This is a genomic window from Chromobacterium alkanivorans (assembly GCF_016937655.1).
Lineage (GTDB): Bacteria > Pseudomonadota > Gammaproteobacteria > Burkholderiales > Chromobacteriaceae > Chromobacterium > Chromobacterium alkanivorans.
Map to the genome: position 1 here is coordinate 381,843 of NZ_JAFHKL010000003.1, position 16,025 is coordinate 397,867.

At 67.9% G+C, this 16,025-nt stretch carries 16 protein-coding genes; 8 read left to right on the plus strand and 8 right to left on the minus strand.

What is annotated here, in order from left to right:
• Positions 1-51 precede the first annotated feature (51 nt).
• From rtcR to JW897_RS07555, 4 genes are all read left to right on the plus strand, one after another.
• Positions 52-1,638, plus strand: coding sequence for an RNA repair transcriptional activator RtcR (gene rtcR / locus JW897_RS07540; protein WP_048414553.1), 1,587 nt, complete (start codon positions 52-54; stop codon positions 1,636-1,638).
• A 151-nt stretch (positions 1,639-1,789) separates the two neighbouring features.
• Positions 1,790-2,122 carry a metal-sulfur cluster assembly factor gene (locus JW897_RS07545; protein WP_048414554.1) on the plus strand — a complete coding sequence of 111 codons (333 nt, stop codon included), beginning with the start codon at positions 1,790-1,792 and terminating at the stop codon, positions 2,120-2,122.
• The gene (locus JW897_RS07550; RefSeq protein ID WP_205465692.1) at positions 2,119-3,216 is read left to right on the plus strand and encodes a hypothetical protein; all 1,098 of its coding nucleotides are present in this window, start codon (positions 2,119-2,121) and stop codon (positions 3,214-3,216) included. Before JW897_RS07545 ends, JW897_RS07550 begins: the two co-directional genes overlap by 4 nt.
• Positions 3,213-3,617 carry a hemerythrin domain-containing protein gene (locus tag JW897_RS07555; protein WP_205465693.1) on the plus strand — a complete coding sequence of 135 codons (405 nt, stop codon included), beginning with the start codon at positions 3,213-3,215 and terminating at the stop codon, positions 3,615-3,617. Before JW897_RS07550 ends, JW897_RS07555 begins: the two co-directional genes overlap by 4 nt.
• Here JW897_RS07555 and JW897_RS07560 read toward each other — a convergent pair.
• Positions 3,599-4,489, minus strand: a complete 891-nt coding sequence (locus JW897_RS07560; protein ID WP_205465694.1) for a LysR family transcriptional regulator — start codon at positions 4,487-4,489, stop codon at positions 3,599-3,601. The two genes, JW897_RS07555 and JW897_RS07560, sit on opposite strands and share 19 nt — an antisense overlap.
• A 102-nt stretch (positions 4,490-4,591) precedes the next feature.
• Between JW897_RS07560 and JW897_RS07565 the strand changes: the two genes are divergently transcribed.
• Together JW897_RS07565 and JW897_RS07570 are read left to right on the plus strand one after the other, a co-directional pair.
• Positions 4,592-5,197, plus strand: coding sequence for a LysE family translocator (locus tag JW897_RS07565; RefSeq protein WP_205465695.1), 606 nt, complete (start codon positions 4,592-4,594; stop codon positions 5,195-5,197).
• A gap of 182 nt (positions 5,198-5,379) precedes the next feature.
• Entirely contained in the window at positions 5,380-6,030 is a 651-nt protein-coding gene (locus JW897_RS07570) for a substrate-binding periplasmic protein (RefSeq protein ID WP_240352112.1), read from the plus strand.
• A 265-nt stretch (positions 6,031-6,295) separates the two neighbouring features.
• On the opposite strand, the gene JW897_RS07575 is transcribed toward JW897_RS07570, so the two are convergent.
• Complete coding sequence (locus JW897_RS07575) at positions 6,296-6,718, minus strand: MarR family winged helix-turn-helix transcriptional regulator (protein WP_205465696.1); 423 nt, start codon at positions 6,716-6,718, stop codon at positions 6,296-6,298.
• A 72-nt stretch (positions 6,719-6,790) separates the two neighbouring features.
• Here JW897_RS07575 and JW897_RS07580 point away from each other — a divergent pair, with 72 nt between their 5' ends.
• The gene (locus JW897_RS07580) at positions 6,791-7,366 is read left to right on the plus strand and encodes a YIP1 family protein (protein WP_205465697.1); all 576 of its coding nucleotides are present in this window, start codon (positions 6,791-6,793) and stop codon (positions 7,364-7,366) included.
• 1 nt (position 7,367) lies between these two features.
• Here the strand turns inward: JW897_RS07580 and pgaD are convergent, their stop codons facing one another.
• The 4 genes from pgaD to pgaA form a co-directional block, all read right to left on the minus strand.
• Positions 7,368-7,838, minus strand: coding sequence for a poly-beta-1,6-N-acetyl-D-glucosamine biosynthesis protein PgaD (pgaD, locus tag JW897_RS07585; protein ID WP_082159011.1), 471 nt, complete (start codon positions 7,836-7,838; stop codon positions 7,368-7,370).
• Positions 7,835-9,082: a poly-beta-1,6-N-acetyl-D-glucosamine synthase gene (gene pgaC, locus JW897_RS07590; RefSeq protein ID WP_231589282.1), complete on the minus strand. Its 1,248-nt coding sequence runs from the start codon at positions 9,080-9,082 to the stop codon at positions 7,835-7,837. Before pgaC ends, pgaD begins: the two co-directional genes overlap by 4 nt.
• Positions 9,083-9,209: 127 nt before the next feature.
• Positions 9,210-11,168, minus strand: coding sequence for a poly-beta-1,6-N-acetyl-D-glucosamine N-deacetylase PgaB (pgaB, locus tag JW897_RS07595; RefSeq protein ID WP_205465698.1), 1,959 nt, complete (start codon positions 11,166-11,168; stop codon positions 9,210-9,212).
• Positions 11,168-13,591, minus strand: a complete 2,424-nt coding sequence (gene pgaA / locus JW897_RS07600) for a poly-beta-1,6 N-acetyl-D-glucosamine export porin PgaA (protein ID WP_205465699.1) — start codon at positions 13,589-13,591, stop codon at positions 11,168-11,170. Before pgaA ends, pgaB begins: the two co-directional genes overlap by 1 nt.
• A 299-nt stretch (positions 13,592-13,890) precedes the next feature.
• On the opposite strand from pgaA, the gene JW897_RS07605 reads away from it, so the two are divergent.
• Complete coding sequence (locus JW897_RS07605; RefSeq protein ID WP_205465700.1) at positions 13,891-14,370, plus strand: VOC family protein; 480 nt, start codon at positions 13,891-13,893, stop codon at positions 14,368-14,370.
• Positions 14,371-14,380: 10 nt separating this feature from the next.
• Here JW897_RS07605 and JW897_RS07610 read toward each other — a convergent pair whose 3' ends face one another.
• The gene (locus JW897_RS07610) at positions 14,381-14,947 is read right to left on the minus strand and encodes a MarR family winged helix-turn-helix transcriptional regulator (protein ID WP_205465701.1); all 567 of its coding nucleotides are present in this window, start codon (positions 14,945-14,947) and stop codon (positions 14,381-14,383) included.
• Between the two features lie 155 nt (positions 14,948-15,102).
• On the minus strand, positions 15,103-15,951 hold the full coding sequence (locus tag JW897_RS07615) for a 5'-nucleotidase, lipoprotein e(P4) family (protein ID WP_082159012.1): 849 nt from the start codon (positions 15,949-15,951) through the stop codon (positions 15,103-15,105).
• Positions 15,952-16,025: the final 74 nt, after the last annotated feature.

Here is a 16,025-nt window from a genome sequence, read left to right on the forward strand (position 1 = left end):
ACAAGTCTTTTTTGATAAAATAATCTATTCAATTATCCAAATAGATAAGATATGCGCAACAGAGTGGCGATTGGTTTCCTGGGCACGGTGCTGGACCGGCGCGGCCACGGCGCCGAGCGCTGGAAGAAATGGCGGCCCTCGGTGGGCATTTGCGCCCAGCCCGAGATGCCGCTGCGGCGGCTGGAACTGCTGCACGACAACCATCATTCGCGGCTGGCGCAGTTGACGGCGCAGGACATCGCCGCGGTGTCGCCGGGCACCGAGGTTCGGCTGCATCCGGTCAATCTGCAAGACCCATGGGATTTCGAGGAGATGTACGCGGCGCTGCACGACTTCGCCGCGCGCTACGCTTTCGACACCGAACGCGAAGATTACCTGGTCCACATCACCACCGGCACCCACGTGGCGCAGATTTGCTGGTTTCTGCTCACCGAATCCCGCCACCTGCCGGCGCGGCTGCTGCAAAGCTCGCCGGCGCGCCAGGGCCAGCGCCTGGCCGGCGAGGTCAGCCTCATCGACCTGGATCTGTCGCGCTACGACCAGATCGCGCAACGTTTCCGCCAGGAGAGCGACGACACCGTGTCCTTTCTCAAGTCCGGCATCGCCACCCGCAACCCGCGCTTCAACCGCATGATCGAGCAGATCGAGCGGGTGGCGGTGCGCTCCGACGCTCCCATCCTGCTCAGCGGCCCCACCGGCGCCGGCAAAAGCCAGCTGGCGCGCCGGCTGTATCAGCTGAAAAAAACGCGCCATCGGCTGGACGGCCGCTTTGTCGAGGTCAATTGCGCCACCTTGCGCGGCGACAGCGCGATGTCGGCCCTGTTCGGCCATGTGAAGGGCGCGTTCACCGGCGCTCACGCCGAGCGCTTCGGCCTGTTGCGCAGCGCGGACGGCGGCATGCTGTTCCTGGACGAGATAGGCGAGCTGGGCCTGGACGAGCAGGCGATGCTGCTCAAGGCCATAGAAGAAAAACGCTTCTTCCCCTTTGGCGGCGATTGCGAGGTGCACAGCAATTTCCAGCTGATCTGCGGCACGGTGCGGGACTTGCGCCAATGGGTGCGCGCCGGCCGTTTCCGCGAGGACTTGTACGCGCGCATCAATCTGTGGAGCTTCGACCTGCCCGGCCTGGCCGAGCGCCGCGAGGACATCGAGCCCAATCTGGAGTTCGAGCTGGCGCGCCACGCCGAGCAGCACGGCCAGCGCGCCCGCTTCAACGCCGAGGCGCGCCGCGCCTACCTCGCCTTCGCCGCCTCGCCGCAGGCGCGCTGGCAGGGCAACTTCCGCGAGCTGTCCGCCTCGGTCACGCGGATGGCCACGCTGGCCGACGCCGGCCGCATCGACGAGGAAGGCGTCAGCGAAGAGATCGCGCGGCTGCGCCACGGCTGGCAAGAGCAGGCGTCGGAAGAGGCGCTGGCGGCGCTGGACCCGGAGCGGCTGGCTCAGCTGGACTTGTTCGACCGCATGCAGTTGGAGGGCGTGCTGCGCGTCTGCCGCGACTCGGCCTCTCTGTCCGAGGCCGGCCGCCGGCTGTTCGCCGCCTCGCGCCAGCTCAAGGCCCAGCCCAACGACGCGGACCGGCTGCGCAAATACCTGGCGCGCTTCGGCCTGGATTGGGAGCGGGTGCGGCGTTGCGATTAAGAGCGGCCAACAAAACGCCTGACGCCGCCTTGCCTCAGACGTGAAACCGGCACTGTCAGCCGCGCTAAGCTGAACGGCCTATTGCCCGGCCGCCTCTGCCGGCGTAGCATCCATAAGGTGTAAAAAATATATACCTTAAAAGGCGACCTCCATGCCGGACCCCCTCTCCCCCGAACAGCAGCAGGAAGTGGACTTGGCGCGCGGCCTGCTGCGCCAGGTCATAGACCCGGAAATCGGCGTCAACATCATCGATCTGGGCCTGGTCTACCGCATCGACCCGCAGCCGGAGCGGCTGTTGATCGAGATGACCATGACCTCGCCCGCCTGTCCGATGGGCGAAATGATTCTGGACGAAGTGGAGTTCGCGCTCACCCACGGCCTGCCGCCGCAGCGCCGCATCCACGTCGACCTGGTCTGGGAGCCGGCCTGGTCGCCGGAACGGATGAGCGAGGACAGCCGTCGTCATTTCGGCTGGCAGGCATGAGTCCGGCGCAGGCGTGGCGGCTGCCCTGGCTGGGCCTGGCCGCGCTGGCCCTGCTCTGCGGCGCCTTGGCCGGCCTGGCGCGCCTGGGCTGGGCGGTGCCGGCCGCGACAGCGTCGCTGGCCGGCTGGCACGGCGCGCTGATGATAGGCGCCTTCTTCGGCGGCGTGATCAGCTTGGAGCGGGCGGTGGCCTTGAACCGCCGCTGGGCCTTGCTGGCGCCGGTGGCAGCCAGCCTGTCCGGCCTGAGTCTGATCGCCGGCCTGCCGCCGTTGGCGGCGCAGTGGCTGCAGACGCTGGCCTCCGTCGTCTTGCTGGCCGGCGGCGTCCAGGTGCTGCGACGTCATGCCGCCACCTTCACCCTGACCCTGGCCGCCGCCGCGCTGTGTTGGCTGATCGGCAACCTGGCCTGGCTGCTGGGCGGGGATGTGCAGCCGGCCATTCCCTGGTGGCTGGCCTTCCTGATTCTGACCATTGCCGGCGAACGGCTGGAGCTGACCCGCTTGCTGCCGCTGCAGCCTTCGGCCCGGCGCGGCTTCGCGCTGGCGGCCCTGGCACTGGGCGGCGGCGCCGCCTTGAGCCTGTGGCGGCCGGACATCGGCCTGCGGCTGTACGCAGCGGCCTTGCTGGCGCTGGCCGTCTGGCTGCTGCGCCACGACATCGCCCGGCGCAACGCGCGCCAGCGCGGGCTGACCCGCTACATCGCCGTCGCCCTGCTCTGCGGTTACGGCTGGCTGGCCGTAGCCGGCGTCTTGGGCCTGGCCGGCGCGCTGCTGCCCGGCCATCCCTGGCGCGACGCAGCCTTGCACGCGATGGGCCTGGGCTTTGTGTTTTCCATGGTGTTCGGCCACGCGCCCATCATCATCCCGGCGCTGACGCGGCTGAAGCTGCCTTACCGTCCCGCCTTCTACGCGCCGCTGGCGGCGCTGCACCTGTCCTTGCTGCTGCGGCTGTACGGCATGCTGGACGGCGCTTTCGCCTGGCGGCGCGCGGCCGGCCTGCTCAATGCGCTGACGCTGCTGTGTTTCCTCGTCCTGCTGCTGAGCAGCCTGCGCCGCGGCCGCGCGCCTTCCCACTCTCCGGACTCCTCTTCATGAAACGACACCCCGCCTTGCTGGAATTGTCCCGCGAACATCACCAGGCGCTGAAAATGGCGCGTCAGGCGCGCCTGGCCGCCGCCAGCGGCGAGCCGGAACGCCAGGCCAGCCTGACCGCCGAGCTGCGCGTCTGGAGCGCCGACGCGCTGGAGCGGCATTTCGCCGAGGAAGAAAGCACGCTATTCCCACGACTGGCGCGCACCGAACACGCGGCGCTGGCCGCTCGCGCGCTGGACGAGCACCGCCGGCTGCGCGCGCTGATCGCGGAATTGGCGACGCCGGACGCGACGACGCTGGCGCGCTTCGCCGAATTGATGGAGGCTCACGTGCGTTTCGAGGAACGCGAGTTGTTCGAATGCTTGCAGTCCGGCCTGGCCGCCGCTCAGTCAGCGCCGGGCTGACTAGCCAGGTCCCGCGCCATCTGCCGGCGCAACCACTCCAACACCGCCTGCCGGCGCGCGTCGCCGTCGAAGGGGCGCGGCGACAGCAGCACATAGCTGGAACCGTCGGCGCGGAAGCCCTCCGGCGCCGTCAGCTGGCCCAGCGCCAAGGCGTCCGCAGCCATGTAGACGGAGGCGATGGCCAGCCCCAGCCCGGCTTCGGCCGCCTGCAGGCTGAGATAGAAGTGTTCGAAACGGCCCGCCTCGGCGCTCGCTGTCTCGCCTTGCGCCGCCAGCCAACGGCTCCAGGCCTCCGGCCTGCTATCCGTGTGCAGCAGCGGCAAGCTGCGCCAATCGCCGCCGGCCGCGCTCAGCCGCGCCGGCGCGCACACCGGCCCCACGCATTCGCGCGCCACTTCCGCCGCGTGGTCGCCCAGGCCCCAGCCGCTGTCGTCGCGGCGCAGCGCCAGGTCTATCCTCTGTGAGGAAAAATCAACTTTCCCGCCGGCGGCGGACAGCAGGAGCTCGATGTCGGGATGATCGGCCTGAAACGCCGGCAGCCGCGGAATCAGCCAACGCATCATGATGGTGGGCTCGCAGGACAGCCGCAGCGGCGCGTCCGCCTGCCGCCGCGCCCGGGCCGCCCCCTGCTCCAGCACGCGCAGCGCTTCGGCGCAGCTGTGGCGAAAGCTTTCCCCGGCGGCCGTCAGGAATACCGCCCGGTTGCGCCGCTCGAACAAGGCCACGCCCAAGCCCTCCTCCAATTGCCTGACCTGGCGGCTGACCGCGCCGTGAGTCACGCACAGCTCGGCGGCGGCCTTGACGAAGCTGCCGTGGCGCGCGGCGGCCTCGAACACGCGCACCGCGTTCAAGGCGGGAATGCGATAGCTCATCTGTGATTTTTCCTCACGCAATGCACCGACAATAAATCGATTTTGGCCGCGCGCCAAGTCCGCGACAATCCGCCGGGTTTCCACCATGAAAGTCTTGTCGCGATGAATGAATTTCTGACCGTTGCCCTGCTCACCCTGCTCGCCGTGATCAGCCCCGGCGCCGATTTCGCCGTCATCACCCGCAACAGCCTGCAGTACGGACGCGGTCACGGGGTGCTGGGCGCCTGCGGCATCGCGCTGGGGGTGCAGTTCCACGTGCTGTGCGCGTTACTGGGCCTCAGCCTGCTGCTCAGCCGCACGCCGTGGCTGCTGGCCGGCTTCAAGCTGCTGGGCGCAGGCTACCTGCTGTACATCGGCTACCGCACCTTCATCCAGCCGCCGCTGGCCGCCGGCCCCGCGGAACACGGCGGCCGGCAGAGCGCCTGGGCCGCGTTGCGCGCCGGTCTGCTGTGCAATGCGCTCAACCCAAAGACCTCGCTGTTCGTGCTCAGCCTGTTCAGCCAGGCGGTGAACGCGGACACGCCGCCGGCGCTGCGCGCGGGCTACGGCCTGTTCATTTCCGCCTCCCACCTGGCCTGGTTCGCGCTGGTGGCCGTGCTGTTCACCCAGCCGCGGCTGCACGCCGGCATGCTGCGCTGGCAGCGCGGCCTGAACCGCGGCATAGGCTGCGCCTTGATCGGACTGGGCGCCGCGTTGGCGCTGCGCTGAAACCGCCCATTTGTCATCAAACCGGCCCTTTTGTCTGGCAAACTGCCGTGCTGTGAGCCATCGCGCATAACGGACAAAAAAAGGTCATTCCGGGGACAATCATCCGCCCGCTGCTGGCGGCGCTGGGCGCGTGCTGGACGCTGACGGCGGCGGCGGCCGACATCAAGGCCTATACCGAGGATTTGCCGCCGCTCAGCTATGTGGAAAACGACAAGGTCAAGGGCTATGCCGCCGAGGCCTTGCGCCTGGTCGCGGCGGAAGCCGGGCTCAGTCTAAAGATCGAGGTGCGGCCCTGGCTGCGCGCTTACGCCACGGTGCGGAAAACGCCGGACGCGCTGTTGTTCGCCATGGTGCGCACGCCGGAGCGGGAAGCGCAGTTCCAGTGGGTGGGGCCGATAGGGCCGCGCCGCGTCTTTCTGTACCGGCTGTCCGCCCGCCGCGACATCCGCCTGAGCGGCGCGGCCGACGCGCGGCGCTATCGGGTGGGCGCGCTGGCCGGCTCCGCCGCCTTCAACCGGCTGGCGGCGCTGGACCCGCGCCGCGACGGGCTGGACGCCGGCCAGGACGACGCGGCCAATCTGAACAAGCTGCTGCTGGATCGCGTCGATCTGGTGGCGATGCTGGATTGGGCGATGCGCTGGCATCTGGGCAAGCTGAAGCTGCCGCCGCGCACGGCGGCGCCGGCTTATTTGCTGGACGGCGGCGGCCAATACTGGTTCGCCCTCAATCCGGCCACGCCGCCGCAGCGCGTCCAGCGTTTGCAGCAGGCCTTGGACCGCGTCGCCGCGGACGGACGGCTGCGGCGGCTGCGCCGGCGCTATCTGGGCGATTAAGAACCTGTTTACGATCTGCTACGCGTCGGCGATACGGCGTTGAAAGCGGCTTCAAAATGCTCATGTACCGTGTGTACACTCCGCTTTTTCAGCCGTTTTCGCCTTGTCTCGCCATTGCTCCCGAGATCGTAAACCGGTTCTAAGCGCCGCGAACAAAACCTCGCGGAGAACCTGGGCCAAGGCGCGCTGACGCAGGCAGTGCCAGCCGTACGACAAGCAGGCGCAACCCAGGATCAGGGATTTTGTTCGCGGGTCTAAGCCGGATCTAAGCCGGGTCGAAGCCCGGCGGCGCCAGCTTGTCGCGCAGCAGCCGGATTTCGTCGCGGTGTAAGGCGGCCAGCGCCTGCGCCTGATTGCGCCCAGCCTCGGTCAGGTGGATTTCCACCTGCCGCCGGTCCTCGCGGCCGGGCCGGCGCTGCACCAGGCCCAGTTCCTCGCAGCGGCTGGCCAGCGCCACCACCCCGTGGTGGTGGGACTGCAGCCGCTCGGCCAGCTCGCCCACCGTCGCCCAGTCGCGGCCCGGATAACCTTGCACGTGCAAGAGCAGTTGGTATTGCAGCGGGGTCAGGCCGTGGCCGCGGCAGGCGTCTTCGCTGAAACGCAGGAACACGCGCAGTTGATGGCGGAACTCGGACAGGCGCTCAAAATCCGCCTTGCTCAGGATGGGGGAGTCTGGAAAGGGATTCATGCTTGAATTTATATCACATTATGATACATATTGAGAGTATGCCGTCGCCCGTCCCGCCCAAGGAGTGTTGCCATGAAGCTGAGCCATTATCCGAAGATGCTGTTTTCCAGCCACGGCGGCTGGGACGAACTGCGCGCGCGAGCGCCGACGCCGCGCCGCCTGATGCTGAAGCTGGTGCTGCCGTTCTCGCTGCTGCCGGCGCTGATGATCTGCTACGCCGGCCTGGCCCACGGCCAGCTTTACGCGCCCGCCGCCGGCCTGGAACGCTGGCTGGCCGCCGCCGCGCTGTTCTTCGTCGCCGAACTGGCCACCGTGCCGCTGATGGCCTGGACGCTGCAGGCGCTGGCCGCCGGCCGCAAGCTGGCCGCGGGCTTCGATCAGTGCTTCCTGCTGGCCGCCGGCGCGGCGGTGCCGCTGTGGCTGTCCAGCCTGGCCTTGCTGGCGCCGGACCCGGCCTTCAATCTGCTGGGCGCGCTGCTGGGCCTGGCCGCGTCCTTCGCCCTGCTCTACCACGGGCTGCCGGCCATCCTGGGATTGGAGGAAGAGGTTGAGTCGCAGCACTTCGCCTATAGCGCGCTGTGCGCCGGCGCGGCCGCCTGGGCGCTGTTGCTGGCTCTGGCGCTGCTGCCCTTGTTCGGCGGCTGGTGACTCAGCCGGGCGGCAGCCGCGTCACGGTTTCGATGCGGGCGATGCCGCCCTCGCCGCAGTGGTGCACCACCGCCACCTTGGCGGCCTGACCGTCGCGCAGCTCGTCCGGCGACACGCCCAGGTCTTCCGCCAGTTTCTCCAACGTGACGTTGGGGATGGGGCTGCGCTTCTGCTTGCCGGCGAAGCGCCAGTAATTGATCCGCGACCACAGCAGCAGGCATAGCCCGATCAGCGCGATCTCCAAGCCGTAGTCGCGCAGCCTGCCCAGGTGTTCCGGCGCGTCCTCGGCGCGGAGCGCCGCCGGCAGCACGTCCCGGCCCCAGATCAGGTAGCCGACGTAAGCCAGGGCCGGCAGCCACAGATAGAACCACGCCAGCCAGCACGCCAGGGTCATCAGCCAGGACAGCAGCCGCTGCAAGGCGCTCATATTGTGCGAGGCCTGGATGATCAGGCCGTCTCCCAACCGGCTCATGCCCTCACCCCCCGGTCCGGGCTGACCCAGCGCGCGCGCTTGCCCTTTTTGCGGAACACCGCCTGCGGGAAAGCCACGATGGTGGTGCAGACGTTCAGCAGCCAGTAAACCAGCGGATACCAGACCATCCAGTAGTAGTTCTTGCCCAGCTTGGCGTCGTACTGGCTGTCCATCATCTTGCTGATCATGAACTGCAGCATGCAGGTGCCGCCCAGCACCATGCCGTGCCAGCGCGGGATCAGCGGCGTGCCCACCTGGGGCAGCCAGTCTCCCAACACCAGGCTCAGCAACCAATACACGATGATGCCGGCCATGGTGTAGGACCAGACCACGCTGAGGAAGTATTCGGAGTACACCGGCCACATGTGGCGGTGCCGCCAGGTGCGCAGCACCCAGGCGTTGCGCATCAGCGCCTGAGTGCCGCCCTTGGCCCAGCGCAGCCGCTGCTTCCACAGGCCGCGCAGGGTTTCCGGCATCAAGATCCACACCAGCGCGCGCGGTTCGAAACGCACGTTCCAGTGCTTGAGCTGGAGTTTCCAGCTGATGTCGATGTCCTCGGTCAGCATGTCCTCGCTCCAGTAGCCCGCCTGGTAAACCGCGGTCTTGCGGAAGGCGGTGATCACGCCGGACACGGTGAACAATCTGCCGTAAGTGCGCTGCGCGCGCTTGATCAGGCCGATGATGGCGGTGAATTCGCCCACCTGCAGCCGCCCCAACAAGGTGGTGCGGTTGCGGATGCGCGGGTTGCCGGTGACCGCGCCCACGCGCGGCGAGGTCAGGAAATGGCGCATCAGCCATTTGCCCGCGTACGGGTCCAGCAGCGCGTCGCCGTCTATGCACAGCAGGTATTCGTGGCGCGCCAGCGCCAGCGCGGTGTTGAGCCCCACCGCCTTGCCCTGGTTGGTGGCCTGGTGCACCACGCGCAGCCGCGGATGCGCGGCGGCCAGTTCGTCCAGGATGGCGCCGGTGGCGTCCCGGCTGCCGTCGTTGACCGCGATCACTTCGAAATCCGGGTAGTCCAGCGCCAGCGCGTAGGCCAGGGTTTCGCGCACATTGTCTTCTTCGTTGTAGCAGGGCACCACCACGCTCAGCGGCGGATAGTCCAGCGTCGGCGGCTGGTTCAGCGGCGGGTCTTTTCTTTCGTAGTGGAGGTAGTAATGCACCGCCCCCACCATCCACAAGTACGCCATGAACAACGGATAAAAAAAGGCATATGCCAGCAGCAGTATCAATGCCAGGTTCACAACACGTCTCCTCGCCCCTTGATGCGATGGATCATCAATCGTCTATCGGTCCCGCCGCCTCGCCGACGGACCTCGCCTCCGGCCGCGGCGCGCCCTGTCGCGGGCGCTTGACCGCCGCCGCCGGCCTTCATTCTTCCGGATGCGCGGTCAGCGAAAACACCCGCTTGAACGCCTTCAGCCTGGGCTGGTCGTGGAACAGGTCGTCCGGGTAGTAGGCGATATGCCGCGCGCCCAGGGTGTTGAGCTCGCGCACCGTGGCCGCCAGTTCCGCGGTGGGAATCGGCTTGCGGCTGCGCCAATCGACCGCCTGCAGTTCGAACACGGTTTTTTCCAGCGCGCCCGGCTTGGCCGCCACCTTGTCGAACAGCCGCCGCATCCAGGCCTTGGGGTCGGCCGCGTTTTCCATATACGGCATCGCCATCACCGCCACCCGGTCGTAGCGGTTCAGCGCGCTGTCGAAGGACTGGGCGAACCAGGTTTCCGAATCCGGGTTGAGCACCACCTCGGCGTAGAGGTTGCGCGCGGTGCGCAAGTCCGGCTGGTATTGGCGCACCACGGCCGCCAGCTCCATGCTGAAGTCGTCCAGCAAGGCGGTTTTGTCGCGCGTCCAGCGCGCCATCTGCGCCGGATCGGCGCGCACTTCGGCCACGTTGGCGGCCAGGCCCTGCCCTTGCCGCGCCAGCCGCGCCGCCGGGCCGGCGTCTTCGAAGTCGGACAGGGTGGCGTCGTCGTGGAACAACAGGCCGCTGAAGCGCGAGCCGCGCGCCAGGTCTTCGTAAATCTCGCGGATCAGCTGGCGCACCGGCGGCGAATACGGAGTCAGCCGCGCATAGCCCTGGACCTTGGCCTGGGCGCCGCCGCCCTGCTCCGCCAGCACCCGTTCGCCGGCCAGCGGATGGCCGGCCGGCAGCGCGAAGCCCAACAGCGGCATCCAGGCGTAGACCCTGACGTTGGCCCGGGTCTGCAATTGCCAGGCGGCGCGATTGAACAGGTCGGCCCGCATCGGCAGGTGGCGGTTGGGGAAATACAGCGCCTGCGCCACGCCGTCCCCGTCGGGATCGGCGAAGGCCTGCAGATAAACGGTGCTCGCGCCCATGGCCTTGACCCGGTCCAGCAAGCGGCCCAGGTTTTCGTCCTGGCGCTTGGGGTCCGGATCGTAGATGTAGTCCAGGTCCACGTGCATGATGCGGCTGGGTTCCGGCCGTACGCCGTCCGGCCAGCCGTTCAGCTGCTTGAATTGATAGGCCAGATCGGCCAGGTCCATATTGGCGTCCAGCAGCACCCGGCGCAGCGAGGCCAGCGGGGTGTCGCGGCCGTTGATGCCCGCGCCCAGCCCCATGGTCACCGGCATGCCCTCCTGCGCCGCCACCCGCGCCGCTTGCGGCGAGTAGCTGCCGTAGGGCCATACCATCGCCCTGGGTGCCACGCCCAGCCGCGCCTTGAGCAGCGCGCTGTTGCGGCGCAAATCGTCGCGGATGCGCGCCAGGTAGGCCGGCTCGCTTTCATAGCCGCCGGCGCGGTAGGCGCGGGCGGTCAGCGCCGGCTCCAGATTGCCCTGAGGGTTGGCCAGCACGCCCTGATGGGAGGCGTAGCTGTGGCTGGCCACTTCCACCAGGCCGCTGGCCCGCATTTCGCGGATCTGCTCCCAGCTCAGGAATTTGCTCCGCCCGGCCACGCCGTCGCCGTAGCTGACCCGGCTGCCCTCGGGCGCTTCCAGCCAGCTGCCCACCACCGCGATCAGCGCCGGCGCCTGGAACAGCTTCAGCACCGGATAGACATTGGTGTACACGCTGCGATAGCCGTCGTCGAAAGTCAGCAGCACCGCCTTGTCCGGCAAGGGCTTGCCGCCGGCGCGGTCGTCCAGCACCTGTTGCAGGCTGACGAAGCGGTAACCCTGGCCCCGCATCCATTCCATCTGTTTCACCAGCGCGCGGGCGTCCACCGCGAACGGGTCCGAGGCGCCGCTGTCGGTCTTGTCCACCTCGTGGTAACACAGGATCACCAAGCGCCCGGCCGCCGCTTGCGCCCAGCCGCTCCACAACAGGCAGGCCGTCATCAGGGCCGCCAGCCATTGTTTCATTTTCATCAGAAGCGCCAATCCAGATTGAGATAAACCTTGTTGCCGGTTTCCGCCTTGCCGTCATAGGGATGGCGCACCCGGGTGAAGCCGTAGCGCAGGCTGCCGCGGCTGCCCCAGCGCCACTCCTGTTCCAGCACCAGGCCCCACACGCCGCCGGCGCCGAAGTCGCGTTGGGTGTAGCTGCCCAGCGTCAGCCCCAGGCGCTGGTGCCAGGTGGTTTCGTACTCGCCCCACAGCTTCCACTCCTGCATCGCCGTCACCGAGGCTTCGCCGTCGGCGCGCGGGTTGAAGTAGCGGGCGGACGGCACCGCGTCGTTGGCGCTGGCCGCCAGCGTCAGGATGGTGTTGAGCTTGTAGCGCGGGCCGCTGACCCAGCGCTGGTCCCAGTTGGCGGACACCGCGCGACGCAGATTGCCGTCGGACAGGGACAGCGCCTCGGCTTGCAAGGCGTAGCTGCGGTAATCGTCGGCGCGGTACTGCAGGCTCAGCTGCGCGCGGTTGCCGCGCACATCGTCCAGCCGGCCTTTCAACGGCGCTTCGGCGCTGTTCAGTTCGAAGCGCGCGCCCAGCGTCCAATAGTCGTCCGGCGTCCAGTCGTAGCCGGCGAAAGCGCCGCCGCGCCGTCCGCCGTCTATCTGGCCAGTCAGGCCGAATTCGCCGCGCCCCTGCTCGCCGCGCCATTCCGCGCCCATGCCCAGCGCCTCGTAACGGGCAGAGGTCGTCTCGTTCACATAGCTGGCGCGTTGCAATTGGTGCAGGCCGAACAAGCGCCAGTGGCCGAACGGCGAGGAATACAGCCGCGCCGAGCTCTCCCAGGCGTTCTGTTCGCCCGCGCCCTGGCCGCCGCTCAGGTCTTTCTTCCCCTCCAGCACCAGCTCCGGCCGCCGTTCCAGCCGGGCGCGTTCCCGCAACTGGCGCACGCCGGCGTTATCCACGTCCAGTTCGTTCAGCCGCCGCAGTTGGCGGTCCGCCTCGTCCAGCTCCTGCAGGTCCAGCGCGGCGCCGGCCAGGCCGGCGGCCGCCGCTTCCGGCTGGTCCGGCTCGTCCACGCCCAACCGGGTGAACACGCCGCGCGCCAGCCGCGGCCAGCCGCGCATCAGCGCCAGGCTGCCCTGGTTCTGGCGCAATTCGGGATTGAACGACGCCTCGTCCAGCAAAGCCTCCATCTTCTCCCAGCCGCCGCGGCTGTCCTCCTGATAAGCGGTGACCATCGCGTCCAGCAAGGCCACGCGCTGAAACGCGGGGTTGAACACGCGTCGGCCGCTGGCGCGGTCGGTTTTCTGCCGGGGGGTGGCGGCTTGCAGTGCGGCCAGCTCCTGGCGGCAGGCCGCGTGCCGGCCGGACTCCAACAGGGCGTAGACCAGGCCGATGCGCCAATCCAAGGCCTCGTCCGCCTGCGGCGCGTCGCGCAGCGCCGAGCGGTACAGCGCCTCGGCGCGCAGCGGCTGGCGCTGATTGAGATAGGCGTCGGCCAAGGCCGCGCGGGCGTACGGCGACCACGCCTGGCCGACGCGCTGCCGGTCCAGGGCGATGGCCTGCGCGGACAGGCCGCGTTGTTGCAGCATTTGCACGCGGTCGTCCGCCGCCAGCGCGGCGAACGGCGGCCGCGCGGCGTCCGGCCGCGCCGCGATGTCCTGGTTGAGCTCCAGCGCCGCGTCGGTTTGCGCGTGCCGGCCTGGCCCGCTGTCCTGGCTTTCCTGAATGCGTCCCCAACGGCTCAAAGTCGCCGCGCGGTCGAAATCGATCTGCAATGCCAGCCGGGAATCCGCGACGGACGCCTGGTCCGCCTGCCATGGCGCGCCCAGGCGCAACAGGCAGCCCAGATAGCTGCGTTCCAGTTCCGGGTCTCCGGGAAAGCGCGTCCGCGCGCGGATCAGATAATCCAGCGCCTGGGTCAGGTCCCCGCTTTGCAGCAAGACGTAAGCGCGCGCGCGGCTCAGCTCCAGTTCGTCGGCCGGCGCGCCGGGCGGCGCGGCGTCCAGCGTGGCCAGTGCGGCGGCGGCCTGTCCGGCTTCGGCCTGGGCCATGGCCAGGCCGGCGCGATAGCCGGCCGCGGGCTGACGCGCCAGCAACACGCGATAGATGCGCGCCGCCTCCGCCGCGTCGCGTTGGTCGCGCGCCGCGCGCGCCAGCCGCGCCAGCGTGTCCGCCGACATGTCGGCCTCGTGCCCGGGCAGCAGCCGCAGCGCTTCCGCGCCGCGCCCGCTCCAGCACAGCAGGGTCAGATAATCGTCCAACAAGGGCGCAGGCAGCGGACCGCGCGCGCGCTCCCGCTCCAGCAGCGCCAGCGCCGGCGCGGTCTGCCCCGCCCTGGCCTGGACGATGGCCGCCGCGTACTCCGGCTGTTTCCAGACCGGCGTCTCCGCGCCCGCCGCGCCGCCGGCCAACAAGAAACCAGCCGCCAGGCTGGTGAATAGATTTCGCGTCATGCTTGACCCGTCGTGGTCCCTATCAACATCAAGTTACAAGTCATTAAACAGATATTAGATTCCATCCAATTAGATAGCAAATTTTTTTTCTATTTAAATTTGTTATTTAAAATAATCCGCATGAAAAACTACCCGCATTGCATGAAGGCAATATAGCCGCTGACGCGCGGCTTGCTGGCTTGGCTGACGCTTGCGTTTATCCCAAATAAAAATACGCTTGACGTATAGTACGTATAACGTACTATATAGCGACAGGCGGCCGCCTCTATCGTCACCCCCCACTTTAAGGAAGCAAATTAATGGCTATCGAAGTATTGGAATTGCACCATCATGGCCTGCGCATGCCGCTGAACCTGGTTGAGGCCATGGGCGCGTTTTACCGCGACGTGCTGGGCCTGAACGCCGACGCCGGCCGCTGGCACATCCCCGGAGTGCCCGGATTTTTCCTGGACCTGGGCAACGACTGCCAGATTCACCTGCTGGGCAACGACGGCGTGTCGCCGTACGCGCAGGGCGCGGATCAGGACCCGGTGGACAATCACGTGGCGCTGGCGGTGCGGGACATCGCCCAGGCGGAGGCGGAATTGCTGCGGCAAGGCATCGCCCACTGGCGGCAGGCCAACGTCGCCGCGCCGGAATTGACGCAGTTGTTCCTGCGCGACCCGGCCGGCCACCTGATAGAACTGCATCAGATCGGCCATTGCCGCTGCAAAGCCAGCGATCGCGCCCGCGCCGACACGCTGGCGGCGACCGGCGCCCAGCCCAGCGCGCCGCGCTGAGAAGGCGGCTTCAGTCCGCTTTCAGTCGACTCCACACCTTGGCGAGCAAGGCCCAAAGCGCCGCGCACTCGCTTTCGTCCAGCGCCTCGGTCAGGCGCTGGCAGGCGCGCCAGAAGCCCGGCAGCGCCTGCCGCAGCAGTTCCCGGCCGGCCTCGGTCAGGCTCAGCCCCAGGCTGCGGCGGTCTTCGTCGCGCAGTTGTCGTTGCAGCAGGCCGCGCCGTTCCAGCCAGTCCAGCTGGCCGGTGACGGTGGAGCGGGTCACGCCCAGATAGTCGGCGATCGCCGACGGGGTCAACGGCCCGTTCCGCCACCAGCCCTGCTCTTGCAGCGAAAACAGCATCAACACGTTCAGCTTGCTCTCGGTCACGTCCAGCGCCTGCAAATCCGCGTTCACCGCGCCCAGCACGTCGTCGCTCAACCACAACAGCAGCAGGCCGAGCTTGGCGTGGGTCCGGCTCACCTCCTCGCCGGCGCTATGCGCCAGCAATTGCAAGTGAGGGGCGATGGCCGGCTCCAGCGCGCGCTCGGCGGCGGATGCATCGGACGGGGAAACGGTGGCGGTGGCGTCGGCGGACATGGCTTCAAGGCAAGATGAGGAGTCAAACCCGCGGCAGGCTTCGCCTACCGCGGAAACGAGGGCAGCGCGCGGCGCTCCCGCGGCTATCATAGTGGCGGGCCCGGCGCGAAGCAAACGCCCGCAGGGCCCAGGCTCGCTAGATCGTAAACACGTTCTCAGGGCGCCGGCTGCCAGGCGGACTTGCTGGCCGCCTTCTTGAAGGTCTCGCGATTGCGGTCCGTGGCCGGCGGTTCGGAGTCGCCGAAGATGGCGCGCATCCAGTGGCCGTCGGTGGGATTGGGCATCAGGATGAATTTGCGGCCGAACAAGTCGCGGTCCTCCTCCATCAGCCGCGCGCGCTCGTCCACGTCCTTGACGTAGTATTTGCGCTGAAAGTCATTGAGATTGTCTCCCAGCATCGCCACCACCTCGTACTGGGCGGCGATCTCCTTCTGCCGCGGCTCCTTGTTGGAGCTGTCGCGCAGAATGGTCACGTGCTTTTCGTCGACGAAGGGAAAGCCGGCGGCGCGCAGATTGCCCAGCGCGTACTCATAGGTCTTGTCGCCCTGATCTCGGCTGCTGACGTAGAACACTTCCACGCCCTGCGCTTTGGCGTAGTTGAAGAAGTCCAGCGAGCCGGGCGTCGCGGTCAGCTTGTTCTCCGGAATCCATTTGTCCCAGATCGCGTCGTCGAAGAAATCCCGATTCTGCTGGATCAGATAGCCCCAGTAATTGACGGCGTTGAGCACGGTGTCGTCGATGTCGGTAATCACCGCCAGCGGCTTGTCGCCGGGCTTGCGCGCGGCCAGTGCCTGGTCCAGCCGCATCCGCGCCAGGTTGAAGGCCTGATGGTAGAGCGCGCGGTATTCCGCCGCGGTCTGTTTCCAGGCCGCCGCGGCGATCAACAGATTGTTGCCGCCGTTGCCGGACGGGCCGTTGCGGTTTTCCGCCTCGGCGGCCTGCGCGCCGTGTCCTACGCTGAGCGCGCACAAGGCGGCGATGGCGGCGCGACTGAGCTTGTTCATGGAGATCTCCTTTGTCGTTTGGTCTTGTCCAGGTTCCGGTCATGCCTGAACCTGAACAATCTACCTTGAGACGA

Excerpts from the sequence above, each read along its gene's own strand:
- rtcR (WP_048414553.1), top strand. The coding sequence starts at position 52 with ATGCGCAACAGAGTGGCGATTGGTTTCCTGGGCACGGTGCTGGACCGG.
- JW897_RS07545 (WP_048414554.1), top strand. The coding sequence starts at position 1,790 with ATGCCGGACCCCCTCTCCCCCGAACAGCAGCAGGAAGTGGACTTGGCG.
- JW897_RS07550 (WP_205465692.1), top strand. The coding sequence starts at position 2,119 with ATGAGTCCGGCGCAGGCGTGGCGGCTGCCCTGGCTGGGCCTGGCCGCG.
- JW897_RS07555 (WP_205465693.1), top strand. The coding sequence starts at position 3,213 with ATGAAACGACACCCCGCCTTGCTGGAATTGTCCCGCGAACATCACCAG.
- JW897_RS07560 (WP_205465694.1), bottom strand. The coding sequence starts at position 4,489 with ATGAGCTATCGCATTCCCGCCTTGAACGCGGTGCGCGTGTTCGAGGCC.
- JW897_RS07565 (WP_205465695.1), top strand. The coding sequence starts at position 4,592 with ATGAATGAATTTCTGACCGTTGCCCTGCTCACCCTGCTCGCCGTGATC.
- JW897_RS07575 (WP_205465696.1), bottom strand. The coding sequence starts at position 6,718 with ATGAATCCCTTTCCAGACTCCCCCATCCTGAGCAAGGCGGATTTTGAG.
- JW897_RS07580 (WP_205465697.1), top strand. The coding sequence starts at position 6,791 with ATGAAGCTGAGCCATTATCCGAAGATGCTGTTTTCCAGCCACGGCGGC.
- pgaD (WP_082159011.1), bottom strand. The coding sequence starts at position 7,838 with ATGAGCCGGTTGGGAGACGGCCTGATCATCCAGGCCTCGCACAATATG.
- pgaB (WP_205465698.1), bottom strand. The coding sequence starts at position 11,168 with ATGAAAATGAAACAATGGCTGGCGGCCCTGATGACGGCCTGCCTGTTG.
- pgaA (WP_205465699.1), bottom strand. The coding sequence starts at position 13,591 with ATGACGCGAAATCTATTCACCAGCCTGGCGGCTGGTTTCTTGTTGGCC.
- JW897_RS07605 (WP_205465700.1), top strand. The coding sequence starts at position 13,891 with ATGGCTATCGAAGTATTGGAATTGCACCATCATGGCCTGCGCATGCCG.
- JW897_RS07610 (WP_205465701.1), bottom strand. The coding sequence starts at position 14,947 with ATGTCCGCCGACGCCACCGCCACCGTTTCCCCGTCCGATGCATCCGCC.
- JW897_RS07615 (WP_082159012.1), bottom strand. The coding sequence starts at position 15,951 with ATGAACAAGCTCAGTCGCGCCGCCATCGCCGCCTTGTGCGCGCTCAGC.